Below are 24705 nucleotides of genomic sequence, written 5' to 3'. Positions count from 1 at the left end.
GGTCTCCCCTGGCCGCGCGACCCGCGGCCACGCAGAAGGAGTCAGTGTTGAGCAGCAGTTCCTCTCGCAGACGCACCCCCCACGCGTCACACCGGCGCACTGCCACCGTCGCCCTCGCCGGCGTCGCCGCCCTGATCGCCGCCGCCGTCCAGTCGGGCGCGGCCAGCGCAGCACCGGCGAAGCCCCAGCCCGGCAAGGTGAATCCGGCCCATGTGGCGGTCAAGCTCACGCCCTCGCAGCGCGCCGAGCTGATACGCCACGCCGACGCCTCGAAGGCCGCGACGGCCCGGTCCCTCGGCCTCGGCGCCAAGGAGAAGCTGGTCGTCAAGGACGTCGTGAAGGACGCCGACGGCACCCTGCACACCCGCTACGAGCGCACCTACGCCGGCCTTCCGGTGCTCGGTGGTGACCTGGTCGTGGACAGCAACACGTCCGGCAAGACCATGGACGTCGTCAAGGCCACCCGCGCCACCGTGAAGGTCGCCGGTCTCACCCCGGCCGTGTCACAGGCCACGGCGGAGAAGCAGGCCGTACAGCGGGCCAAGGCCCGGGGCGGGTCCAAGTCCGCCGCGGACAGTGTCCGCAAGGTGATCTGGGCGGCGACCGGAAAGCCCGTCCTGGCCTACGAGACGGTCGTCGGCGGCCTCCAGGACGACGGCACCCCGAACCAGCTGCACGTCATCACCGACGCCGCCACCGGCAAGAAGCTCTACGAGTACCAGGGCATCGAGACCGGCGTCGGCAACACCCAGTACAGCGGCCAGGTGAACCTGACGACGACCCAGTCGGGGTCGGCGTACACGCTGACCGACGGGGCGCGCGGCGGCCACAAGACGTACAACCTCAACCACGGCACCTCGGGCACCGGCACCCTGTTCTCCCAGAGCAACGACACCTGGGGCAACGGGACCACGTCCAACGCGGCCACCGCCGGCGCGGACGCCCACTACGGCGCGCAGGAGACCTGGGACTTCTACAAGAACACCTTCGGGCGCAGCGGCATCAGGAACGACGGCGTCGGCGCCTACTCGCGTGTCCACTACGGCAACTCGTACGTGAACGCCTTCTGGGACGACGGCTGCTTCTGCATGACCTACGGCGACGGCTCGAACAACGCCGACCCGCTGACCTCGCTCGACGTCGCGGGCCACGAGATGAGCCACGGCGTCACCTCGAACACGGCGGGCCTGGACTACTCGGGCGAGTCCGGCGGCCTGAACGAGGCCACCAGCGACATCATGGGCACGGGCGTGGAGTTCTTCGCCAACAACTCGTCCGACCCCGGTGACTACCTCATCGGCGAGAAGATCAACATCAACGGCGACGGCTCCCCGCTGCGCTACATGGACAAGCCCAGCAAGGACGGCGGCTCGGCGGACAGCTGGTACTCCGGCGTCGGCGACCTGGACGTCCACTACTCGTCCGGCGTCGCGAACCACTTCTTCTACCTCCTGTCCGAGGGCAGCGGCGCCAAGGTGATCAACGGCGTCAGCTACGACTCGCCGACGGCGGACGGGCTTCCGGTCACCGGCATCGGCCGGGACAAGGCGCTGCAGATCTGGTACCGGGCGCTGACCACCAAGTTCACCTCCACCACCGACTACGCCGGCGCCCGCACCGGCACCCTCGCGGCGGCCGGTGAGCTGTACGGCACCTCCAGCACCGAGTACAAGGCGGTGCAGGACGCCTGGGCGGCCGTGGCGGTCGGTTCGCGCTCCGACGGCGGCGGAGGCGGCGGCGGTACGACGTACGAGAGCAACGCCCAGGTCGCCATCCCGGACAACGGACCCGCCGTCACCTCGGACATCACCGTCTCCGGCAGGACCGGAAACGCGCCGAGCAACCTGCAGGTGTACGTCGACATCACGCACACCTGGCGGGGTGACCTGGTGATCGACCTCGTCGGCCCCTCGGGCACCGCCTACCGCCTGAAGAACTTCAGCTCCTCGGACTCGGCGGACAACGTGAAGCAGACCTACACGGTCAACGCCTCCGCCGAACCGGCCAACGGAACCTGGAAATTGCGGGTGCAGGATCAGGCCACCTACGACACCGGAACGATCAACGGCTGGAAGCTGACGTTCCCGTAAATCGACCGCCAAAAGCCCGGGAACTGGGCGCCGTTCGAGGGTCCGACACCCTCGGACGGCGCCGGTTAACACACCCGAAACGTTTCTCGGACAGTTGATTTCTGGCCAACATCACTTCAGGGGCCTGACATGTACGCGCCCCCAATGTCACCCTTCCTTCACCCGCCGCAGAGCTTCACCCCACCTCTCCGGCCAGTAACCCCACGCTGACCGGACTCCCCACGAGAAGGAGCTTGCGTGACCCCCCTCTACACGCGTCACAAGCGCGCCACTCTGGCCATCGCCACCGCCGTCGCCGCCGGAGCCCTGCTCTCCACCGGTCTGACCACCACCGCGACCGCCGCCGGCAAGAGCAGCTCGACGCTCGCCGCCGCGCCGGCCGCGCTGTCGGACTCGGCCCATATCTCCCTGATACAGAAGGCGCAGGCCGACGCGGCCCAGACCGCGCAGCAGATAGGCCTCGGCGCCAAGGAGAAGCTGATCGTCAAGGACGTCGTCAAGGACGCCGACGGCACGGTCCACACCCGTTACGAGCGCACCTACGCGGGCCTGCCGGTGCTCGGCGGCGACCTGGTCGTCCACACCGCCAAGTCCGGCAGAACCGAGGGCGTCACCAAGGCGACCAAGGCGGCCATCAAGGTGGCCTCGCTCAAGCCGCAGATCTCCGCCGCCAAGGCCGAGAAGCAGGCGGTGTCCGCCGCCAAGACCCTCGGCTCCGCCAAGTCCGCCGCGGACGGCGCCCGCAAGGTGATCTGGGCGGCGAACGGCACGCCGGTGCTGGCCTACGAGACGGTCGTCGGCGGCCTCCAGGACGACGGCACCCCGAACCAGCTGCACGTCATCACCGACGCCGCCACCGGCAAGAAGCTCTTCGAGTACCAGGGCGTCGAGAACGCGACCGGCACCGGCAAGACGTTCTACTCGGGCACCGTCAGCCTCACCACCACGCAGTCGGGCTCGTCGTACAACCTGACCGACGCCTCCCGGGGCGGTCACAAGACCTACAACCTGGCCCGCAAGACGTCCGGCAAGGGCACCCTGGTCAGCAACTCGACCAACATCTTCGGCACCGGCACCGCCCCCAGCTCCTCCTCCAACCAGACCGCCGCCGCGGACGCCGCCTACGGCGCGCAGGAGACCTGGGACTTCTACAAGAACACCTTCGGCCGCAGCGGCATCAAGAACGACGGCGTCGGCGCCTACTCCCGCGTCCACTACGGCAGCAACTACGTCAACGCCTTCTGGGACGACAGCTGCTTCTGCATGACCTACGGCGACGGTGACAGCAACACCCACCCGCTGACCTCGCTGGACGTGGCCGGCCACGAGATGAGCCACGGCGTCACCGCGAACACCGCGGGCCTGGACTACTCGGGCGAGTCCGGCGGCCTGAACGAGGCCACCAGCGACATCATGGGCACCGGCGTGGAGTTCTACGCCAACAACGCCTCCGACCCCGGTGACTACCTCATCGGCGAGAAGATCAACATCAACGGCGACGGCACCCCGCTGCGCTACATGGACAAGCCCAGCAAGGACGGCGGCTCGGCCGACTACTGGTCCTCGTCGGTCGGCGACCTGGACGTCCACTACTCCTCGGGCGTCGCGAACCACTTCTTCTACCTCCTCTCGGAGGGCAGCGGTTCGAAGACGATCAACGGAGTGACGTACAACTCGCCCACCTCCAACGGCTCCACGGTCACCGGCATCGGCCGCGCCAAGGCGCTGCAGATCTGGTACAAGGCGCTGACGACGTACTTCACGTCGACGACGAACTACAAGGCGGCCCGCACCGGCACGCTGAGCGCGGCATCGGCCCTCTACGGCTCCAGCAGCACCGAGTACAAGGCGGTGGCCGCGGCCTGGTCGGCGGTCAACGTCAACTGAACCACGGCCTCACCGGTACGGGGCGGCACCCGGAAGAAGGACCTTCCGGGTGCCGCCCTACCCTTGTGACCCATGTCCTCGGCGCCCTTCACCTACGAGCCGGTCGGCGCGACCCGCGACGACCTGACGTACTGCCCGCCCGGCTTCCACCCGATGCTCGTCCGCACCCGCCTCGGCGAGGGCCAGAAGCTCTTCCAGCGGGCGGCCGAGGCGGTCCTCACCTGGGAGATGCACCGCGCCCTGGGCGTGGGCATCGACGCGAGCGCGGACAGAGCCGCGGAGGGCGTCGACGTCACGGTCACCCTGGCCGCACTGATCAAGGCCCCCTGCCGCATCGTCTGGACCACCGAGGAACCCCGCCGCGCCGGCTGGGCCTACGGCACCCTGGAGGACCACCCCGAATGCGGCGAGGAGGCCTTCGTGGTCGACCGCACGGGAGACGGCACGGTCTGGCTGACGGTGGCCGCCTTCAGCAAACCGGCCAAGTGGTACGCGAAGGCCGGCGGCCCGGCGACACGGGGGTTGCAGCATGCGTACGCCCGGCGGTGCGGGACGGTGTTGCGCAGGCTGTGCGAGGGGCTGTCCGAGGAATGACCCGAAGGGCCCGGACGGGCCTCGCCTGCGCCTTGGGTGCCCTACTCGTGTTCGCCGTCCTGCCCCGCACAGAACGGCGGGGACTGGCGCCGGTGCCGGCACGCCGGGATCTGAATTCGGCCGACCTGTGCGCCGAGTCCCCTTTCTGCTTTGCGATGCGCAATGGACTGATGTGATGATCTGAGATATGTCCGAGCTCGGGGGCGACACCAACTCGACCGCACGCATACCCAGGTCACGGCTGTACGACTACGCGGACATGGCCGGAGGGGACGAAGAGCAGCCCGCGTCTTCGCCGGGCATCAGCTCTCCCGATGTCCGCTCTTCCGACGAGGTTGAGCGTAGGCGCCGCGAGTTCGCGGTGCTGCTGGGCGAGTTCCGTCGTACCGCAGTGCTCGTGCCGGTGGACGAGGCCGACGCACCCCTGACGGGCGACTTCGGCGGCGTCCGCTGGATCCATGCCTTCTCGAACGAACGCGCCCTGGCCCGTTTCGCCGTCGCGCGGGGTGAGGGCGAGTGGGAGTGGGCGTATCAAAGGTGGCTGGGAGCACGCCTGTTGGATGCCGGTGTCCCGGCAGTGGGCGTGCCCTGCGGGGTCGCCCTGGATGTGGGCAGCGAGGGCGAAGGGGTGCTGTTCCCGCCGGTGGTGGGGATCGTGCCGGAGGCGGCGGCCGTCGACCGGGCCGTCGAGGAGACGAACGGGGAGACACCGCGATGAGCGGGGACAAGGGCGGCGGCAAGGACATCAAGGCCGCCGGGCTGAACCTGATCGCGCAGGGCATCACCCAGACGCTGGACGAGTTGAAGGACCTGGGCCTCGTCGGCCTGGCGGGAGCGGGCCGGGGCTTCTCGATCCTGGAACTCTCCGGGATGGAGCTGGGCCATGAGGACCTGACGTCGAAGTTCACCTCGTTCTGCGAGCGCTGGGAGTGGGGCGTACGCGGCCTGGTGGCGGAGGGCAACGCCTTCGCGGCGGAGGTGGGGTTGTCCGCGGGCACGCTCTACGAGACGGACCAGTACGTCGGTGGCACCTTGAGGGTCGGCGCGAACGCGCTGGTGGGCAACCCGCACGCCTCCGAGGCCGACGTCGAGAAGATGAGCTGGAGCCAGTGGGCCGACAGCACCGCCGACGCCTACATGCACCCGGACTACAGCGAGAAGTCCTTCCATGACGCGTGGGAGAACAGCAAGCAGGGCTGGACGGACGCCAGCCACGACTTCATGACCTCGCAGGTCGCGGACAACCTGGGCCTCAAGCCCAGCGGCGTGTCGGACGCCGAGTGGAACAAGGACATGAACGAGGTCTTCGGTCCCACTGCCGAGGCCCGCGCCAAGGCCGCCCAACAGCAGGGCGGTGAGGGCTGATGGGCCTCGGGGACGTCACCAACTCACTCCTGGACGAGGGCGAGCACCTCTACGACTCGGGCAAGAAACTGGTCGGCAAGGGCATCGAGAAGGGTGCCGACCTCACCGGTGACCTCTTGGACCACGTCGGCGCCCACAAGTACGCCGACATCATCAGGAGTACGGGCGACTACATCGGTTCCGAACTGGGCGCGACCCCGGGTGAGAAACAGCTCGGCGAGACCGACATCGCCTCGGAACTGGTTCACGGCGCCCCGGCGGCCATCCGGTCTTCCGCCAAAGACCTGAAGAAATTCCACACCGCCTTCGACAACGTCGGCCAGGGCATGCGCACGCTGGATTCCTCGTCCTGGCAGGGCGAGGCGGCCGACGCCTTCCGCAAGAAGTTCGCCATGCACCCGGCGAAATGGCTGCAGGCGGCGGACGCCTGCGGCGGCGCCGCCACGGCTCTGGACGCGTACGCCGAGACCGTCGAATGGGCACAGAAGCAGGCCACGCACGCGATCGCCCTGTACAAGAAGGGCACGCACGCCTCCAAGGAGGCGGCGGACGCGTACAACAAGAAGGTCGACGCCTACAACGCAGCCGTGAAATCGGGCGACGACCCCGGCCCACGGCCCGGCAAGTTCCACGACCCGGGCACAGCCGACATTCAACGCGCCCGGGAAGTCCTTCACGAGGCCCGCAAACAGCGCAACACAGCTGCCGAGGCCACCGCCAAGGCCGTGGACAAAGCCCTGTCCCACGCCCCCGCCGAGCCACCTGCGCTCACCCGGTTGAAGGCGGACGCCCTCGACGGCGCCGGCGCCCTCAACACCGAGGCGCTCCACTTCACGGGCGGCCTCGTCAAAGGCACCGCCGGCCTGATCAGCTTCGCCCGCGGTCTGGATCCCACCGACCCCTACAACATCACCCACCCCGCCCAGTACCTGCAGAACGTCAGCATGACGATCACGGGCCTGGTCTCCACCGGCACGCATCCCGACCGCGCCCTGAAGGACATGTGGACCCAGTTCCGCAAGGACCCGTCGGAGTTCGGCGGCCGCATGCTCCCCCAGCTCTTCCTCGGCGACGGCGCCGGAATGGAGATCGGGCTGGCCCGGGACGCGGCGGAGGCGGGACTGGTGCGCCAGGTGGCGGAGGGGGCCGCAGGGCGGGAGGCGCGGGCGGGAGCGGAGGACGCGGGCAAGGCAACGGCCCGGGACGAGGTCAACGAAGACCCGCCCCAGCACTCGCATGACGAGAACAGCACAGAGAGCGGCGGTACCGACCCGATCAACCTGGCCACCGGCAAGATGTACCTGCCGCAGACGGACGTCGCGCTCCCCGGAGCACTGCCGCTGGTCCTGACCCGCCGGGTGGAGTCGGGCTACCGCCTGGGCCGCTGGTTCGGCCCGTCCTGGTCCTCGACTCTGGACCAGCGCCTGGAGATCGACGCCGAGGGAGTCGTCTACGTCTCGGAAGACGGCCTGCTCCTGCCGTACCCGCATCCGGCACCGGGCCTGCCCACCTTGGCGAGCCACGGCCCCCGCCTCCCCCTGGACCGGGTCGACGGCGGCTACACGATCACCGACCCGCGCACGCACCGCACCTGGCACTTCGCGGATCGCGGACCCGGCCTGGCGGTCCTGGAACAGATCGACGACCGCAACGGCAACTGGACCACCTTCGAGTACGACACCGAAGGCACCCCACTCGCCGTCCACACGAGCGCCGGCCAGGGCGTCCGCATCACCACTGACTCGGGCCGCGTCACCGCGTACCACCTGACAGCGACAGGCGAGGAGCTGAAGCGCTTCGCCTACACGGACGGCAACCTCACGGAGGTCATCAACTCCTCGGGCCTTCCCCTCCGCTTCACGTACGACGACCGGGGCCGCGTCACGTCCTGGACGGACACGAACGATCGCAGCTACACGTACGAGTACGACGACCAGGACCGCTGCGTTGCGGAGGGCGGCTCGGAGGGCCACATGGCCCTGCGCCTGACGTACGAGGATCCGGACCCCGCGACGGGCCTGCGCACCACCACGGCGACGACCGGCGAGGGCCACACCCGCCGCTACCTGGTCAACAAGGCGTGGCAGGTGGTGGCGGAGACCGACGCACTCGGCGCCACCACCCGATACGTCCGCGACCGCTACAACCGCCTGCTCTCCACGACCGACCCGCTGGGCCACACGACGACGTTCCACTATGACGACGAGGGCAACCTCACTTCGGTGACCCGCCCGGACGGGCGCGAGTCGAAGGCGGAGTACAACGACCTGGGTCTGCCGGTGAAGGTGGCGAACCCGGACGGCACGGTGATCCGCCAGACGTACGACGAGCGGGGCAACCGCACATCGGTGACGGACCCGGCGGGGCAGACGACCCACTTCACGTACACAGAGGCCGGCCACCTGACGTCCGTGACCGACCCTCTCGGCCACACGACAACGGTGGTCTGCGACCGCGCAGGACTCCCCACCGAGGTGACGGACCCCCTGGGGGCGGTGACCCGCTACGAACGGGACACACTCGGCCGCCCGACCGCGATCACCGACCCCACCGGGGCAACAACACGCCTGGAATGGTCGATCGAGGGCCACCTGACCCGCCGCACGGCCCCCGACGGCACGACGGAGACGTGGACGTACGACGGCGAGGGCAACTGCACGAGCCACACCGACGCCCTGGGCGGCGTCTCGCACTTCGAGTACACCCACTTCGACCTGCTGACGGCCCGGACGGGCCCGGACGGAGTCCGCTACGAATTCGCCCACGACACCGAACTGCGCCTGGCCAAGGTCACCAACCCTCAGGGCCTGACGTGGGAGTACGTGTACGACCAAGCCGGCCGCGTGCTGTCGGAGACAGACTTCGACGACCGCACGCTGACGTACGAATACGACGCCGCAGGCCGCCTTGTCACACGGCGGAACGCACTCGGCGAGGCGGTGTCCTTCGAACGCAATGAACTCGGCCAGGTGCTCCACAAGGATGCAGCAGGCCAGGTCACGACCTATGCATACGACCTGACGGACCAAATGGCCCAGGCCACGGGCCCGGACGGCACCACACTGACCCTGCTGCGAGATCGCCGCGGCCGCCTGCGCTCGGAAACGGTCAACGGCCGCACGGTGACATACACGTACGACGCCCTGGGCCGCCGCACGAGCCGCACCACCCCCACGGGCGCAACGACGACTTGGTCGTACGACGTCGCAGGCCGCCGCACGGGCATGGTGGCCTCGGGCCGGGCAATCGACTTCAAGCACGACGAGGCAGGCCGCGAACTGTCCCGTCACATCGGCGAGACGATCACCCTGCGGCACACCTTCGACGCGGTGGGCCGCCTTACTAGCCAGTCGGTAGCGGGGATTGAGGATCGCAGACTCCAACAGCGAACCTATACCTACCGGGCCGACGGCAACCTCATCGGCATCGACGACCAATTGTCCGGCTCCCGCCGCTTCGACCTGGATGCAACCGGCAGGGTCACCGCGGTCCACGCGGCGAACTGGACGGAGCGGTACGCCTACGACGAAGCAGGCAACCAGACCCAGGCGTCCTGGCCGTCGGACCACCCGGGCGCGGAGGCAACGGGCCCCCGCAGTTACGCAGGCACCCGCATCACCCGAGCCGGGAACGTCCGCTACGAACACGACGCCCTGGGCCGCATAACCCTGCGCCAAAAGGCCCGCTTGTCGAGAAAGCCGGACACCTGGCGCTACGAGTGGGACGCCGAAGACCGCCTGACCTCCGTCGTCACCCCTAACGGCACTCGCTGGCGATACACCTACGATCCACTCGGCCGTCGTACAGCCAAGCTTCGCTACGCCAGCGACGATCAAACGGTCCTGGAACACACCGATTTCACCTGGGACGGCACCACGCTGTGCGAACAAACAACGCGCACCTCGGAGTCACCTAACCAGGTCACCCTCACCTGGGACCACCAGGATCTTCATCCCGTCACCCAGACGGAACGCATCGCCTCCGTCGACGCTCCCCAAGAAGACATCGACTCCCGTTTCTTCGCCATCGTCACCGACCTTGTCGGCACCCCCAGCGAACTAGTCGATGCGCATGGCACCATCGCCTGGCGCACCCGCAGCACGCTCTGGGGCACCACGGCCTGGAATACTGATGCCACGGGCTATACCCCGCTTCGCTTCCCCGGGCAGTACTACGACCCCGAAACCGGCCTCCATTACAACTACTTCCGTCACTACGATCCCGAGACCGCCCGATACACCACCCCCGATCCGCTCGGCCTGGCGCCTGCTCCCAATCCCCACGCGTACGTGTCCCACCCGCATACCTGGACGGACCCACTGGGGCTCTCGCCGAACTACCAGGTGGGCCAGGCTCTGGGGGACACGTCAAAGCTGACCGGGTGGATCCCCACCCAGGTGCCGGAGGAATCCAAGGCAGTCCTACAAGACATCCGCGAGTTCGGCGTCGAGGCGCAGGGCGCCGGTCCTCAGCGCATGGGCCCCTCCCTTCCCCAACCGTTCGAGAACAGCGGTAAGGGCGGCGGATACAAGCTCCCAGAATTCGACAGTCAAGGGAATCCGATCAAATACACGGAATGGGGAACGGTGCAGTCCATCGACAATCCGAAATGGGGTGGCGAGAGAATCGTGACCGGTTCCGACGGTTCCGCCTACTACACTCCAACCCATTACCAAACATACATCGTCATGGAGACCGGCCGATGAACGAGACCTTCTGGTGGGGCGGAGACGAAGCCGAAGTCCGTGTTGCGCCGATCGATTCTACGATCCCCGTGACCTGTGCTCTTCCTCCCACCGGCCTGATCTACTCGGCCCGAATGCAGGGCCGCGAGATGCGCGATTCCGACGGCGTGTTCACTCAGTTCTACGAGGCACTGCGTCTCCCGGACTACTTCGGCTGGAACTGGAACGCGTTGCTGGACTGCCTGCGCGATCTCCACTGGCTCAATGCCGTACACTTCTTCCTCATCATTGACGACGCCGACGCAGTTCTGTCAGAAGATCCTGAAGAACGCAAAATTCTCATGCGTACCCTGAAAAACGCTGTGAGGTTCTGGGCGGGGAGACCAGAACTGCCGGGGCAAGAGAAGACCACCTTCGAGGTCGTGCTGCTGTGTCCGCCCGACATCCAGGAAGAGGTTCGCAACGAACTCCTGAGCTCGTAGGTCACTCGGGGCTCAGTCGGTATTGATCTGGTGGCCCGGTCTCCGTCGATGCCACATGTGGGTTACGACCACCGCGTCAGCCGGTATTCCGCTCCTGCCGAGTCGCGCGTCAGCCCGCGACTCACCGCCCACTGACAGCAGGCCGCCAACACCGCCCAACGGGGGGCGCACCGAGAGCGCGCCCGCCAGGCCGACGGCAGGCGCCTAGCTGGCGGATGCCCACAGACACCGTCCCGGACCGCCGTCTTGCAGTGCCGCTCGCTCGCTTCCTCCTCGTGCTGGAGCGAGGTGTGTCAAGGGTGGCCCGGAAGGCCATCGCCGAAGGCGACGCGCAGCGCCCTTGACTCGCCTCGCGGAGGCACGACGCTGACCGAGAAGCGGGCGGCCCAGCGGTCACTTCCTCACCCGGCGTCGAACAACTCCGTCGCGTCCGCCGCATGCACCGCCCGCTGGGCCCAGACGTCGAGCTGGTCCAGGTCTGTACAGGACATCACACGCTCTCGGACGTCGTCGGGCACTGGGATGTCACGCCACTCCAGGACACGGAGGACCATCTCGGCCTTGGCCTCAGCCTTGGCTTCAGCCCGGCCCTGTTCTCGCCCCTCCTCGCGTACCTGTTCGGCCAGCGGGTGTCGCCAGAAGTACTGGATGGCGGTCATCAGGTCCCTCCACATCTGCTTCGCCTGGGGGTCGGCCAGGCAGGAGTCGACGAACTGCACGAAGACTGCGGCGCTGTCCGGGTCGATGGTCCGCAGGGCGGCGGCCAGGGATTCCAGTATGGCCGGAGCCTGCGGTCCACGGCCGTGTGTCATGGCCGAGAGCACCGCAAGGGGGACGTCCTTCTCGGCCTGCCGCTCGTCCGCAATCACCGGCACGTTGTCCGGACCCAGCACCAGCGGACGTACCGTCAGCGACTCCCAGCCCGGGAAGCCGAGCCGGATCGACCGGGAGGCCCACCGCGCTGTCGTACTGCTCTGGGTGATGACGATGAGCACCGGCTCGCAGCGGTACTTCTCGTACAGGTAGGAGAGGTAGTACGGCCAGCTGCCCCGCTTGCGCTCGTCCACCTTCCCCTGCGACTCCACCACCAGCAGATACGTGCCCTCGTCCGTCTCCGCCCTGAGCAGCGTGTCCACGCGGCGCTCGACCGGTTCGATCTCGGTGAGGTCCACGTTCAGCGCGGCGATCTCCCTCGGTTCGGGGAAGGGGACGTGCAGGACCCTCTGTAACGCCTTCGTCAGCAGTGTCGGATCCTTCTGGAAGATCCGGTGCAACGCCTCATGCGACGAGCCGACCATCAGCTCTCCTTTCCATCGCCGTGATCAACGAGCTACGCCGCCGCAAGTTCGCACCACACGAATTTCCCCCGGTCCCCGAACCTGGCCGTCGGCTGCCACCCCCAGTACTCCGCACACGCCTTCACCAGACCCAGCCCCCGCCCGTCCTCCCACTCCAGCTCCGCCACCTGCTCCAGCTCACGTGGAGGATCCGGCGGCGCCGGGTCGGTGTCCCACGCCCCGATCCACACGGTGCCCTCCGGGGTCCGGCGGACCCTGAGCGCGGCCGGCCCCTTGGTGTGCCGTACGGCGTTCGACACCAGCTCCGCCGCCAGCAGCTCCGCCGTGTCCACCAGGCCGATCAGACCGTGCAGGGTCAGGATCAGGCGCAGGGTGCGGCGGCAGACAGTCACGGCTCTGAGGTCGTTGGGGATGTAGAGCGTGTAGTCCCAGGTTTCGCTTTCGGGCATGCGTCATCAACTCCGTTCAGTGAGTGGGGTTTTTGCACGCGGTGGCATTGCCGCAACCGCCATGGCACGGCGGAGCAGTGCGCTTCCGCTGCGTGTGCGCTACGTCACCGACGGTAGGGGTAATCTGTTACCCGTGACAAGCTGATCGCACGATCCACCCCCGAAAGAGCAGGAGCAACTCATGGTTCAGAGGCGTGAACCAACAGGTCGTCAGTTGCGCCTGGGGCTCGAACTGCGCAGGCTCCGTGAGGCGGCCGGACTCACCGCCGTCCAATCGGCGGCGCTGCTCGGGATGAACAGGGTCCAGATCAGCCACATCGAGTCGGGGCTCATTGGAGTGAGCGAGGAACGGCTGCGTCGGCTGGCGTCTCATTACGCCTGTACCGACGGCCAGTTCATCGACGCACTGGTCGAGATGGCCACGGACAGGACGCGTGGCTGGTGGGAGGAGTACCGGCACCTCCTGCCCACGTCGTTCCTGGACCTGTCCGAGCTGGAGCACCACGCCCGGTTCCTGCACCACGTGGCAATTCTGTACGTGCCCGGGCTGCTGCAGACGGAGGACTATGCCCGTGGCGTCTTCTCGTCAAGGTTGCCCAAACTCACCGATGACGAGCTCGAGTTGCGCATTCGTCACCGAAAGGAGCGCCAGAGGATCACCACCCCGTACGAAGCACTGATCCATGAGGCGGCGCTTCGCATCAGGGTCAGCGACCGTGCCACCTCGAAGGCACAGCTCACCCGGCTCCTCGAGCTGTCCGAGGCGGACCACGTCACCTTGCGCGTCATCCCCTTTGACCTGGATGGCTTCGCCGCGTCAAGCGGGATGACCTACGCCGGCGGCCCCCTGCCCCAGTTGGACACGGTGGTGCGTGACGCGCCCCACGGCACAGTCTTCATCGATTCCGAGGCTCAGCTCAACATTTATCGAACGCGCTTCCGTATGGTGGAGGCCGTATCACTCGAACCGGCCGAGTCCCGTGACTTCATCAACCGGCTGGCAAAAGAGCTGTGAGGCACCCCATGGACAACTGGCGGAAGTCTTCTTACTCGGGCGAGGGCGACGGCAACGAATGCGTGGAAATAGCCACCACCCCCACCCACACCACCATCCGCGACTCCAAGGACCCGGCCGCAGGCGTCCTCACCGTCCCGGCCGGGTCCTTCGCCCTCCTCATCGAGGCTCTCAAGAAGGCTTGAGCCCCTCGCTCACCGCAGCAGCACCCCCGCCCCCTCCACCGCCTCCTCCGACGGCACCGCCACCAGCCCCAGCTCGGCCGCGGACGCAAGCAGTCGGTGGCTCGGGAGGATGCGGACCGTGTAGCCGTACGGGCCTGTGCGGTCCAGGGCGAGGGGGCCCTCGTACAGCAGGCGGCCCTCCAGGTCGGGGGCGCCGGTCGGCTTCAGCGGGACCACCGTCGCATCCGTGATGTGGTCCTCCGCGTCCACCCGGCCCGACACCGCCTGGACCTCCACGTCGTCCGGGGTCAGATCGCCCAGGCCGACGCGGACCCTCAGCCCCACCGTCGTGCCCAGTTCAGCGGTGGCGCTCGTCACCGTCGTCTCCACGTGGTCCACGCTCACCGCGGACCAGGCCGCCCGGACCCGGGCCTTCCAGACGGCCAGATCGCCCGCCGTGTCCGGGGTCAGCGCGCGGTGCGCCTGCGCGGCGGGGACGTAGAGGCGGTCGACGTACTCGCGGACCATGCGGCCGGCCAGCACCTTGGGGCCGAGCAGGGTGAGGGTCTGGCGGACCATCGCGATCCAGCGGTCGGGCAGTCCGCCCCGGCCCTGCTCGTAGAAGCGCGGAGTCACCCGCTGTTCCAGGAGGTCGTAGAGCGCCGCCGCCTCGATGTCGTCGCGACGGTCCGGGTCCGTGCCCGCGCCGTCCGCCGTCGGGACGGACCAGCCGAAGTCCGGCTGGAACCACTCGTCCCACCAGCCGTCCCGGACGGAGAGGTTCAGGCAGCCGTTCAGGGCCGCCTTCATGCCGCTCGTGCCGCACGCCTCCAGCGGGCGCAGGGGGTTGTTCAGCCACACGTCGCAGCCGGGGTAGAGCTTCTGCGCCATCGCCATGCCGTAGTCGGGGAGGAAGACGATGCGGTGGCGGACCCGCGGGTCGTCGGCGAAGCGGACCAGCTCCTGCACCAGGCGTTTGCCACTGTCGTCCGCCGGGTGCGCCTTGCCCGCCACGACGATCTGGATCGGGCGCTCCGGATGCAGCAACAACTCCATCAGGCGGTCCCGGTCGCGGAGCATCAACGTCAGGCGCTTGTACGACGGGACCCGGCGCGCGAAGCCGATCGTCAGGACCTCCGGGTCCAGCACTCCGTCGATCCAGCCCAACTCGGCGTTGCCGGCGCCCCGTTGCCGCCAGGACGCCCGCAGTCGCTCCCGCACTTCCAGCACCAGCTGTTCGCGCAGGGTGCGGCGCAGCTCCCAGATCTCCTGGTCCTCGATCTCCGCGACCGAGTCCCAGCGCTCGGAGCCGCCGACGGCCAGCGCCTCCTCGGCCCGCTCCGAGCCGACCTGCCGGGCGCCCAGGCGCAGGACTTCCGGGGCCACCCAGGTCGGCGCGTGCACCCCGTTCGTCACGGAGGTGATCGGCACCTCCTCGGCGTCGAATCCCGGCCACAGGCCCGCGAACATCTCCCGGCTCACCTGGCCGTGCAACAGGGACACGCCGTTCGCCCGCTGGGCCAGCCTCAGCCCCATCACGGCCATGTTGAACAGGTTCGGCTCGCCACCCGGGTACGTCTCCATCCCGAGGGTCAGAATCCGCTGTACGTCGATGCCGGGAAGCTCGGCGTCCTCCCCGAAGTGCCGGGCGACCAGCTCCCGGTCGAAGCGGTCGATGCCGGCCGGGACGGGGGTGTGGGTGGTGAAGACCGTGCCCCCGCGCACCGCCTCCAGGGACGAGTCGAAGTCGAGGCCCCGCTCGCACAGTTCGGCGATCCGCTCCAGGCCCAGGAAGCCCGCGTGGCCCTCGTTGGTGTGGAACACCTCCGGTTCCGGGTGGCCGGTGAGCCGGCAGTACGTCCGTACCGCCCGGACACCCCCTATCCCGAGCAGCATCTCCTGCAGCAGCCGGTGCTCGCTGCCGCCCCCGTAGAGCCGGTCGGTCACCCCGCGTTCGCCGAGGTCGTTCTCCTCCACGTCCGAGTCGAGGAGCAGCAGCGGCACCCTGCCCACCTGGGCCAGCCAGATCCGGGCGCGCAGTGCCCTGCCGCCGGGCAGCGCGAGCGAGACCTGCGCCAGGGTGCCGTCGGCCTCCTTCAGCTGGGTGAGGGGCAGTTCGTTGGGGTCGAGCACCGGGTAGTGCTCCTGCTGCCAGCCGTCGCGGGAGAGTGTCTGCCGGAAGTACCCGTGCCGGTACAGCAGCCCGACCCCGATCAGGGGTACGCCGAGGTCGCTGGCCGCCTTGAGATGGTCGCCCGCCAGGATGCCGAGGCCGCCCGAGTACTGGGGCAGCGCGGCCGTGATGCCGAACTCCGGGGAGAAGTAGGCGATGGCCGCGGGCATGCCGTCCGCCTGGGCCTGGTACCAGCGCTCGCCGGTCAGATAGTCGTCGAGGTCGTCGGCGGCCGCGGTGAGGCGGCGCAGGAAGCGCCGGTCGGCGGCCAGCTCGGTCAGCCGCGCCGGCCGTACCCGGCCCAGTATCCGCACCGGGTCGCCCCCGGCTGCGGCCCATGCCTCGGGATCCACGGACTGGAACAGATCGCGCGTTTCCGCATGCCAGGACCAGCGCAGATTGCGCGCCAGGTCGCTCAGTGGCCGGAGGGGTTCGGGGAGAACGGGACGGACGGTGAACCGACGGATCGCCTTCACAGCTGCCACCTCGGACGCGTCACGGAGTGAGACGCACGGCGCTGTACGTCTCGTCGTCAACCTCGACGGTAGTGGTTACCGGGGCGTCGGTGGGGAGGCGCCGGCGCGGGTGTCGGGGCGTCAAGGAGCGGCCTGCGGGCACTTGGTAAAAAGGGGCCGGTCTTGTGGGTGGACATACGCGGGAGTAGTTAACAATGTTCCGGATTGCCCACCCGATCAGGGTGGGAAGGCTCCTCCGGTACGACCCCACAGGCGTCCCACAGCACCTCCGCAGGACCCACCTCCCCACATCCATCCGCCCACACCCACGTTGACGCGGACAGGAGCGGTCATGCCCGCCACGCACCATTCGTCAGCACCCCCGACAAGCAGCAAGGCCACGGCAGCGGCAGCGAAGGCCGCGAAGAAACCGGCCAGGAAAACATCGGGCAAGAAAGCCGTAAAGGCCGCCGCCGACGTGCCCGGCCCGCCCGGCCCCGCCGACCCCCAACCCGCCTCCGGGGAGAGCACCCTCGGCCGTATCCCCGTCCTCGACGTACGCCCCGTGGTCCAGCAGGGGCGCAGGCCGGCCAAAGCGGTGACCGGTGAGTCGTTCGAGGTGTCCGCCACCGTCTTCCGGGAAGGGCACGACGCCGTCGCGGCGAACGTGGTGCTGCGCGACCCGGCCGGCCGGCCCGGGCCGTGGACGCCGATGCGCGAACTGGCCCCGGGCACCGACCGCTGGGGCGCCACCGTCACCGCGGGCGAGCCCGGCCGCTGGACGTACACGGTGGAGGCCTGGTCCGACCCGGTCGCCACCTGGCAGCACCACGCCGGCATCAAGATCCCGGCGGGCATCGACACCGAACTGGTCCTGGAGGAGGGCGCGCGGCTGTACGATCGGGCGGCCGCCGGGATCCCCGACGGGCAACGACCGGTCCTCCGAGAGGCGGTGGCGGCCCTGCGGAACGACAACCGCCCGGCCGCCTGGCGCCTCGCGGCGGCGCTGGCACCTCGGGTGCGGGACCTGCTGGCCCGCTATCCGTTGCGGGAGCTGGTCACCGCCTCCGACCCGATGCCGCTGCTGGTCGAGCGGGAGCGGGCGCTGTACGGCTCCTGGTACGAGTTCTTCCCGCGTTCCGAGGGCACGGCAGAACAGCCGCACGGCACCTTCCGTACGGCCGCGCGCCGGCTGAAGCCGATCGCGGACATGGGATTCGACGTCGTCTATCTGCCGCCCGTCCACCCCATCGGTACGACCTTCCGCAAGGGGCCCAACAACACGCTCACCGCCGGGCCGGAGGACGTGGGCGTGCCGTGGGCGATCGGCTCTCCCGAGGGCGGGCACGACGCCGTCCATCCCGACCTCGGCACGATCGAGGACTTCGACTTCTTCGTCGAAAGCGCCCGAGAACTGGGGCTGGAGATCGCCCTCGACTTCGCGCTGCAGTGCTCGCCCGACCATCCGTGGGTCCAGAAACACCCCGAGTGGTTCCACCACCGGCCCGACGGCACGATCGCCTACGCCGAGAACCCGCCGAAGAAGTACCAGGACATCTACCCGGTCGCCTTCGACGCGGACATGGACGGACTGGTCGCGGAGACGGTGCGCGTTCTGCGGCACTGGATGGGCCACGGGGTGCGCATCTTCCGGGTCGACAATCCGCACACCAAGCCGGTCGTCTTCTGGGAGCGGGTGATAGCCCACATCAATGCGTCCGACCCCGACGTGGTCTTCCTCGCCGAGGCGTTCACCCGGCCGGCGATGATGCACACCCTCGCCCAGATCGGCTTCCAGCAGTCCTACACCTATTTCACCTGGCGCAACAGCAAGCAGGAACTCACCGAGTACGCCGGCGAGTTGGCGGGTGAGGCAGCGGCCTACATGCGGCCGAACTTCTTCGCCAACACCCCGGACATCCTGCACGCCTACCTCCAGCACGGCGGACGCCCCGCCTTCGAGGTGCGGGCCGTGCTCGCCGCGACCCTCTCCCCCGCCTGGGGCATCTACAGCGGCTACGAGCTGTGCGAGAACACCCCGCTCAGGGAGGGCGGCGAGGAGTACCTCGACTCGGAGAAGTACCAGCTCAGAAGGCGGGACTGGGAGGGGGCGGCGCGCGAGGGCCGGACCATCGCGCCCCTCATCACCCGCCTCAACACCGTCCGACGGCAGAATCCGGCCCTGCGCCAACTGCGCGACCTGCACTTCCACCACGCCGACCAGGACGCGGTGATCGCCTACTCGAAGCGGAGCGGGTCGAACACGGTTCTCGTGGTCGCCAACCTCGACCCCCGCCACACCCAGGAGGCAACGGTCTCGTTGGACATGCCGCAACTCGGCCTGGACTGGCACGAGTCCGTGCCGGTGCGCGACGAGCTCACCGGCGAGACCTACTACTGGGGCAGGGCCAACTATGTGCGCCTCGAACCGGGTCATAGGCCCGCGCATGTCTTCACCGTCCTGCGACCGTCCAACCCGCAGATCGGAGGGTCACCCACAATATGATCGTCAATGAGCCCGTCCCGGACACCTTCGAGAACACGCCCGCGAGGGACCGGGACCCGGATTGGTTCAAGCGGGCCGTCTTCTACGAGGTCCTGGTCCGCTCCTTCCAGGACAGCAACGGCGACGGCATCGGCGACCTGAAGGGTCTGACCGCCAAGCTCGACTATCTGCAGTGGCTGGGGGTCGACTGTCTGTGGCTGCCGCCCTTCTTCAAGTCGCCGCTCAGGGACGGCGGTTACGACGTCTCCGACTACACCGCGGTGCTGCCGGAGTTCGGTGACCTGGCCGACTTCGTGGAGTTCGTGGACGCCGCCCACCAGCGCGGCATGCGCGTGATCATCGACTTCGTCATGAACCACACCAGCGACCAGCACCCGTGGTTCCAGGAGTCGAGGCGGGATCCGGACGGTCCGTACGGGGACTACTACGTCTGGGCCGACGACGACAAGCAGTTCCAGGACGCCCGGATCATCTTCGTCGACACCGAGGCCTCCAACTGGACGTACGACCCGGTACGCAAGCAGTACTACTGGCACCGCTTCTTCTCGCACCAGCCGGACCTCAACTACGAGAACCCGGCGGTGCAGGAGGAGATGATCTCCGCGCTGAAGTTCTGGCTGGACCTCGGCATCGACGGGTTCCGGCTGGACGCGGTGCCGTACCTGTACCAGCAGGAGGGCACCAACTGCGAGAACCTGCCGGCGACCCACGAGTTCCTCAGGCGGGTGCGCAAGGAGATCGACGCCCAGTACCCCGACAAGGTGCTGCTGGCGGAGGCCAACCAGTGGCCGGAGGACGTCGTCGACTACTTCGGCAACTACGCCTCCGGCGGCGACGAGTGCCACATGGCGTTCCACTTCCCCGTCATGCCGCGCATCTTCATGGCCGTACGCCGCGAGTCCCGCTACCCCGTCTCCGAGATCCTCGCCAAGACGCCGGCCATCCCCTCCGGCTGCCAGTGGGGCATCTTCCTGCGCAACCACGACGAGCTGACCCTGGAGATGGTCACCGACGAAGAGCGCGACTACATGTGGGCCGAATACGCCAAGGACCCACGGATGCGCGCCAACATCGGCATCAGGCGGCGGCTCGCGCCCCTGCTCGACAACGACCGCAACCAGATCGAACTGTTCACCGCCCTGCTGCTCTCGCTGCCCGGCTCGCCGATCCTGTACTACGGCGACGAGATCAGCATGGGCGACAACATCTGGCTCGGCGACCGCGACGCCGTGCGCACCCCGATGCAGTGGACCCCCGACCGCAACGCGGGTTTCTCGTCCTGTGACCCAGGACGGCTCTTCCTGCCCACGATCATGGACCCGGTCTACGGCTACCAGGTCACCAACGTCGAGGCGTCGATGTCCTCGCCGTCGTCGCTGCTGCACTGGACCCGCCGCATGATCGAGATCCGCAAGCAGAATCCTGCCTTCGGACTGGGGTCCTACAACGAGCTGCAGTCCACCAACCCGGCGGTGCTCGCCTTCCTGCGCGAGTACGAGGACGACCTCGTGCTGTGCGTCCACAACTTCTCCCGCTTCGCACAGCCCACCGAACTGGACCTGAGCCGGTTCGGCGGGCGGCACCCGGTCGAGCTGTTCGGCGGGGTCCGCTTCCCGGCGATCGGCGAACTGCCGTACCTGCTCACCCTCGCGGGGCACGGCTTCTACTGGTTCCGCTTGCGGCGGGACGCCGCGTAGTGGGCTCTTGTGGGGCGGTTTCCACCGCCCCACCCGGGGCACGCATCAGTAACACCCCGACGACCCGGGGAAGGGACGTGACGCCCATGGCGGAAACGGTCACATCTTCCAGCACCAACACTCCTCTCCTCGCCTCGCTCGACCCCTTGTTGCGCGAGTGGCTGCCGAGGCAGCGCTGGTTCGCCGGCAAGGGGCGTCCGGTCACCGGGTTCACCCCCGTGGCCGTGACCGAACTGCTGCCGCCCGACGGCCGGCTGGGCCTCTACCACCTGCTGCTGCGCGTCCACCAGCCGTCCACGCCTGGCGCCGGGCCCCACCCGGGCGACTGCTACCAGCTCCTCATAGGCGTGCGCGAGGCGCTGCCGCCCCGGCTGGCGCCCGCGCTGATCGGACATGTGGAGGACGGGCCGCTCGCCGGACGCACGGTGTACGAGGCCCTGTACGACCCACGGCCCGCCGAAGTGCTCCTGGAGGCCCTGCGCACCCGGGCCCGCATCGGCGGTCTCTGTTTCGAGCGGGACCCGCGCCAGGAGATACGCGAGGGCCTCGTGGCCCGGCTGATGACCGCCGAGCAGTCCAACTCGTCGGTGGTCTACGGCGATACGTTCATCCTGAAACTTCTGCGCCGAGTGGTGCCCGGCGTCAACCCCGACCTGGAGATACCCCTGGCCCTGGCCCGCGAGGGCTGCCCCCGGGTGCCCGCGCCGACCGCCTGGCTGCACGCCGAGCTGGGAACGGACTCGTACGTCCTGGCGGTGCTCCAGCCCTTCGTCAGCGGAGCGAGCGACGGCTGGGAGCTGGCACTGCGCGAGCTGGCCAAGGGCGAGGACTTCGCCGCCGAGGCTCGGGCGCTGGGCCGGGCCACCGCCGAGGTGCACACCGCGCTCGCCCGTGCCCTGCCGACGGTCACCCTCGGTCATGTGCAGCTGCAGTCGCTGGCCGACGGCATGACCGAGCGGCTGGCGGCGGCCGTCCAGGCGGTGCCCAGCCTGCGGCCGTACGAGAGCGGGCTGCGCTCGGCCTATGCGGCGCTGGCCTCCCTCGCCACCGAGGGCCGCACCTGGACCGCCCAGCGGATCCACGGCGATCTGCACCTGGGCCAGTGCCTGCGCTCCCCGTCCGGGGAGTGGTCGCTGATCGACTTCGAAGGCGAGCCGGCCCGGCCGCCGGCCGAACGGCGGATGCCGCAGCCGCCGGTGCGGGACATCGCGGGGATGCTCCGCTCCTTCGACTACGCGGCCCACTCCGTGACCCCGCCCGCGCCGGACTGGACGCGCGTGTGCCGGGCCGCCTACTGCTGCGGGTACGCGGAGGTGGCCGGCCGCGATCCGCGCACCGATCCGGTGCTGCTGCGGGCCTACGAGACCGACAAGGCGGTCTACGAGATCGTCTACGAGGCCCGGCACCGCCCCGACTGGCTGCCCGTACCGCTCTCGGCGATCCGTCGCCTCGCCGCGTGAAGACCAGGAGGCTCGTCCGTGACCCCGAAGGGCAAGAAGCACACCAGGACCAGGGAGAAGACGGTTCCGAGGCAGAAGGTGCCGGCGCACGAGCGCCCGGCGGCCGGTGTCTCCCCCGCCGACCGTGAGCGGCTGCTGCACGGCACCCACCATGACCCGCACTCGGTGCTGGGCGCGCACCCGGTGCCCGGAGGCGTGGTCTTCCGGGTCTTCCGGCCGTACGCGCTGTCCGTCACGGTCGTCGCCGGCGAGCTGCGGGCCGAGTTGCACGACGACGGCGACGGGTTCTTCTCGGGGCTGCTGCCGCTCGCAGGTGTACCGGAGTACCGGCTGCTGGTGGCGTACGAGGGGACCGTGCTGGACACCGAGGACCCCTACCGCTTCCTGCCCACCCTCGGCGAGCTGGACCTGCACCTGATCGGCGAGGGCCGGCACGAGCAGCTGTGGCGGGCGCTCGGCGCGCACGTCACCACCCGTCAGGGGGTGTCCGGCACCCGGTTCGCCCTGTGGGCGCCCAACGCGCGGGGCGTGCGGATCGCGGGCGGCTTCAACTTCTGGGACGGCACCGGTTTCCCGATGCGCTCGCTGGGCTCCTCCGGGGTGTGGGAGCTGTTCGTGCCGGGGATCGGCGCGGGCGAGGTGTACAAGTTCGAGATCACCCGCCCGGACGGCTCGCGCACCCTGCGCGCCGATCCGCTGGCCCGCCGTACGGAGGCCCCGCCCGCGACCGCGTCGATCGTGGACGTCTCGGAGCACGAGTGGGCCGACGCGGAATGGATGGCGCACCGGGCCGACACGCCCGTGCACGAGGCGCCCTTCTCCGTCTACGAGGTCCACCTGGCCTCCTGGCGTCCCGGCCTCACCTATCGACAGCTGGCCGAGCAACTCCCCGCCTATGTACGGGAGATGGGCTTCACGCATGTGGAGCTGATGCCGGTCGCCGAGCATCCCTTCGGCGGCTCGTGGGGCTACCAGGTCACCGGGTTCTACGCCCCGACGGCCCGGCTCGGCACCCCGGACGACTTCAAGTACCTGGTGGACCGGCTGCACCAGGCCGGCATCGGTGTGCTGATGGACTGGGTGCCGGCGCACTTCCCGCGCGACGACTGGGCGCTGGCCGAGTTCGACGGGCGTCCGCTGTACGAGCACCACGATCCGCTGCGGGCCGCCCACCCGGACTGGGGCACCCTGGAGTTCGACTTCGGCCGCAAGGAGGTGCGCAACTTCCTGGTGGCGAACGCCGTGTACTGGTGCGAGGAGTTCCACATCGACGGCCTGCGCGTGGACGCGGTCGCCTCCATGCTCTACCTGGACTACTCGCGCGAGCCGGGCCAGTGGACGCCGAACGAGCACGGCGGCCGGGAGAACCTGGACGCGGTGGCCTTCCTGCAGGAGATGAACGCCACGGTCTACCGGCGCTGCCCGGGTGTGGTGACCATCGCCGAGGAGTCCACGGCCTGGGACGGCGTCACCCGCCCCACCCACCACACGGGCCCGAGCGGTTTCGGCGGGCTCGGCTTCGGCCTGAAGTGGAACATGGGCTGGATGCACGACTCGCTGCAGTACATGGGCCACGAGCCGGTGCACCGCAAGTACCACCACCACGAGATGACCTTCTCGATGGTGTACGCGTACAGCGAGAACTACGTCCTGCCCATCTCCCACGACGAGGTCGTGCACGGCAAGCGGTCCCTGGTGTCGAAGATGCCCGGTGACTGGTGGCAGCAGCGCGCCGACCACCGCGCGTACCTGGGCTTCATGTGGGCCCACCCCGGCAAGCAACTACTGTTCATGGGGCAGGAGTTCGCGCAGGGCGCCGAGTGGTCCGAGGCGCACGGCCCCGACTGGTGGCTGCTCGACCCGTCCTACGGCGCCGAGGCCGACCACCGGGGCGTACGGGATCTGGTGCGGGACCTGAACGCGCTGTACCGGGCGGTCCCGGCACTGTGGCAGCGGGACACCGACCCGGCGGGCTTCCAGTGGATCACCGGAGACGCGGCGGACGACAACGTCTTCGCCTTCCTGCGCCTGGACACCGACGGCAACCCGCTCCTCGCGGTCTCCCACATGTCCCCGGTGGTCCGCCACGACTACCGGCTCGGCGTGCCCGAGGAGGTACCCGCCTGGCACGAGTCGCTGAACACGGACACCGCGCGGTACGGCGGCGGCGACGTCACCAATCCCGACATCATCAAACCCGAGCCCCAGGGATGGCACGGCCGCCCGGCGAGCATCCGGCTGACCCTGCCGCCGCTGGCCACCCTCTGGCTCCGGCCGGCCTGACCGGACGACGCGCGCCTTATAGTGCTCCCAGGTCAACTTGGGTGCACTACGGGGAGATTGAGGCACGTGCGACCGTACAGATCACTGGCCGCCATGCTGTGT

The 24705-nt window shown here is 68.9% G+C and carries 16 protein-coding genes; 13 read left to right on the top strand and 3 right to left on the bottom strand.

Features of this window, described 5'->3' with window-relative positions:
- Positions 1–47: 47 nt before the first annotated feature.
- From ACWGJ5_RS05660 to ACWGJ5_RS05630, 7 genes are all read left to right on the top strand, one after another.
- Positions 48–2090, top strand: a complete 2043-nt coding sequence (locus tag ACWGJ5_RS05660) for a M4 family metallopeptidase (protein WP_453308503.1) — start codon at positions 48–50, stop codon at positions 2088–2090.
- 237 nt (positions 2091–2327) lie between these two features.
- Positions 2328–3977 (top strand): M4 family metallopeptidase, encoded by a 1650-nt coding sequence (locus tag ACWGJ5_RS05655; protein WP_453308502.1) that lies wholly within the window; start codon positions 2328–2330, stop codon positions 3975–3977.
- A 72-nt stretch (positions 3978–4049) separates the two neighbouring features.
- Positions 4050–4571, top strand: a complete 522-nt coding sequence (locus ACWGJ5_RS05650) for a DUF1990 domain-containing protein (protein WP_453308501.1) — start codon at positions 4050–4052, stop codon at positions 4569–4571.
- 187 nt (positions 4572–4758) lie between these two features.
- Positions 4759–5289, top strand: coding sequence for a hypothetical protein (locus ACWGJ5_RS05645; RefSeq protein ID WP_453308500.1), 531 nt, complete (start codon positions 4759–4761; stop codon positions 5287–5289).
- Positions 5286–5936: a hypothetical protein gene (locus ACWGJ5_RS05640; RefSeq protein ID WP_453308499.1), complete on the top strand. Its 651-nt coding sequence runs from the start codon at positions 5286–5288 to the stop codon at positions 5934–5936. The genes ACWGJ5_RS05645 and ACWGJ5_RS05640 overlap by 4 nt, the downstream gene beginning before the upstream one ends.
- Entirely contained in the window at positions 5936–10642 is a 4707-nt protein-coding gene (locus ACWGJ5_RS05635) for a putative T7SS-secreted protein (RefSeq protein WP_453308498.1), read from the top strand. The genes ACWGJ5_RS05640 and ACWGJ5_RS05635 overlap by 1 nt, the downstream gene beginning before the upstream one ends.
- Positions 10639–11103, top strand: a complete 465-nt coding sequence (locus ACWGJ5_RS05630; RefSeq protein WP_453308497.1) for a barstar family protein — start codon at positions 10639–10641, stop codon at positions 11101–11103. The genes ACWGJ5_RS05635 and ACWGJ5_RS05630 overlap by 4 nt, the downstream gene beginning before the upstream one ends.
- Before the next feature lie 401 nt (positions 11104–11504).
- On the opposite strand, the gene ACWGJ5_RS05625 is transcribed toward ACWGJ5_RS05630, so the two are convergent.
- Together ACWGJ5_RS05625 and ACWGJ5_RS05620 are read right to left on the bottom strand one after the other, a co-directional pair.
- Entirely contained in the window at positions 11505–12401 is an 897-nt protein-coding gene (locus tag ACWGJ5_RS05625) for a hypothetical protein (RefSeq protein ID WP_453308496.1), read from the bottom strand.
- A 32-nt stretch (positions 12402–12433) separates the two neighbouring features.
- Entirely contained in the window at positions 12434–12850 is a 417-nt protein-coding gene (locus ACWGJ5_RS05620) for an ATP-binding protein (protein ID WP_453308495.1), read from the bottom strand.
- Positions 12851–13031: 181 nt separating this feature from the next.
- Between ACWGJ5_RS05620 and ACWGJ5_RS05615 the strand changes: the two genes are divergently transcribed.
- Complete coding sequence (locus ACWGJ5_RS05615; protein ID WP_453308494.1) at positions 13032–13865, top strand: helix-turn-helix domain-containing protein; 834 nt, start codon at positions 13032–13034, stop codon at positions 13863–13865.
- Between the two features lie 8 nt (positions 13866–13873).
- Positions 13874–14050, top strand: coding sequence for a DUF397 domain-containing protein (locus ACWGJ5_RS05610; RefSeq protein WP_453308493.1), 177 nt, complete (start codon positions 13874–13876; stop codon positions 14048–14050).
- Between the two features lie 9 nt (positions 14051–14059).
- On the opposite strand, the gene glgP is transcribed toward ACWGJ5_RS05610, so the two are convergent.
- Positions 14060–16678, bottom strand: coding sequence for an alpha-glucan family phosphorylase (gene glgP / locus ACWGJ5_RS05605; protein WP_453308492.1), 2619 nt, complete (start codon positions 16676–16678; stop codon positions 14060–14062).
- A gap of 331 nt (positions 16679–17009) precedes the next feature.
- On the opposite strand from glgP, the gene ACWGJ5_RS05600 reads away from it, so the two are divergent.
- From ACWGJ5_RS05600 to glgB, 4 genes are all read left to right on the top strand, one after another.
- The gene (locus tag ACWGJ5_RS05600) at positions 17010–19163 is read left to right on the top strand and encodes an alpha-1,4-glucan--maltose-1-phosphate maltosyltransferase (protein ID WP_453308491.1); all 2154 of its coding nucleotides are present in this window, start codon (positions 17010–17012) and stop codon (positions 19161–19163) included.
- On the top strand, positions 19160–20860 hold the full coding sequence (treS, locus tag ACWGJ5_RS05595; RefSeq protein WP_453308490.1) for a maltose alpha-D-glucosyltransferase: 1701 nt from the start codon (positions 19160–19162) through the stop codon (positions 20858–20860). The genes ACWGJ5_RS05600 and treS overlap by 4 nt, the downstream gene beginning before the upstream one ends.
- Positions 20861–20946: 86 nt before the next feature.
- Complete coding sequence (locus ACWGJ5_RS05590; protein WP_453308489.1) at positions 20947–22320, top strand: maltokinase N-terminal cap-like domain-containing protein; 1374 nt, start codon at positions 20947–20949, stop codon at positions 22318–22320.
- Positions 22321–22398: 78 nt separating this feature from the next.
- Positions 22399–24603 (top strand): 1,4-alpha-glucan branching enzyme, encoded by a 2205-nt coding sequence (gene glgB, locus ACWGJ5_RS05585; protein ID WP_453308723.1) that lies wholly within the window; start codon positions 22399–22401, stop codon positions 24601–24603.
- Positions 24604–24705: the final 102 nt, after the last annotated feature.

The organism is Streptomyces sp. NPDC054783 (assembly GCF_053611725.1).
The sequence above is the reverse complement of the archived record's forward strand: the minus strand, read 5'-3'. Positions and strand labels throughout refer to the sequence as shown.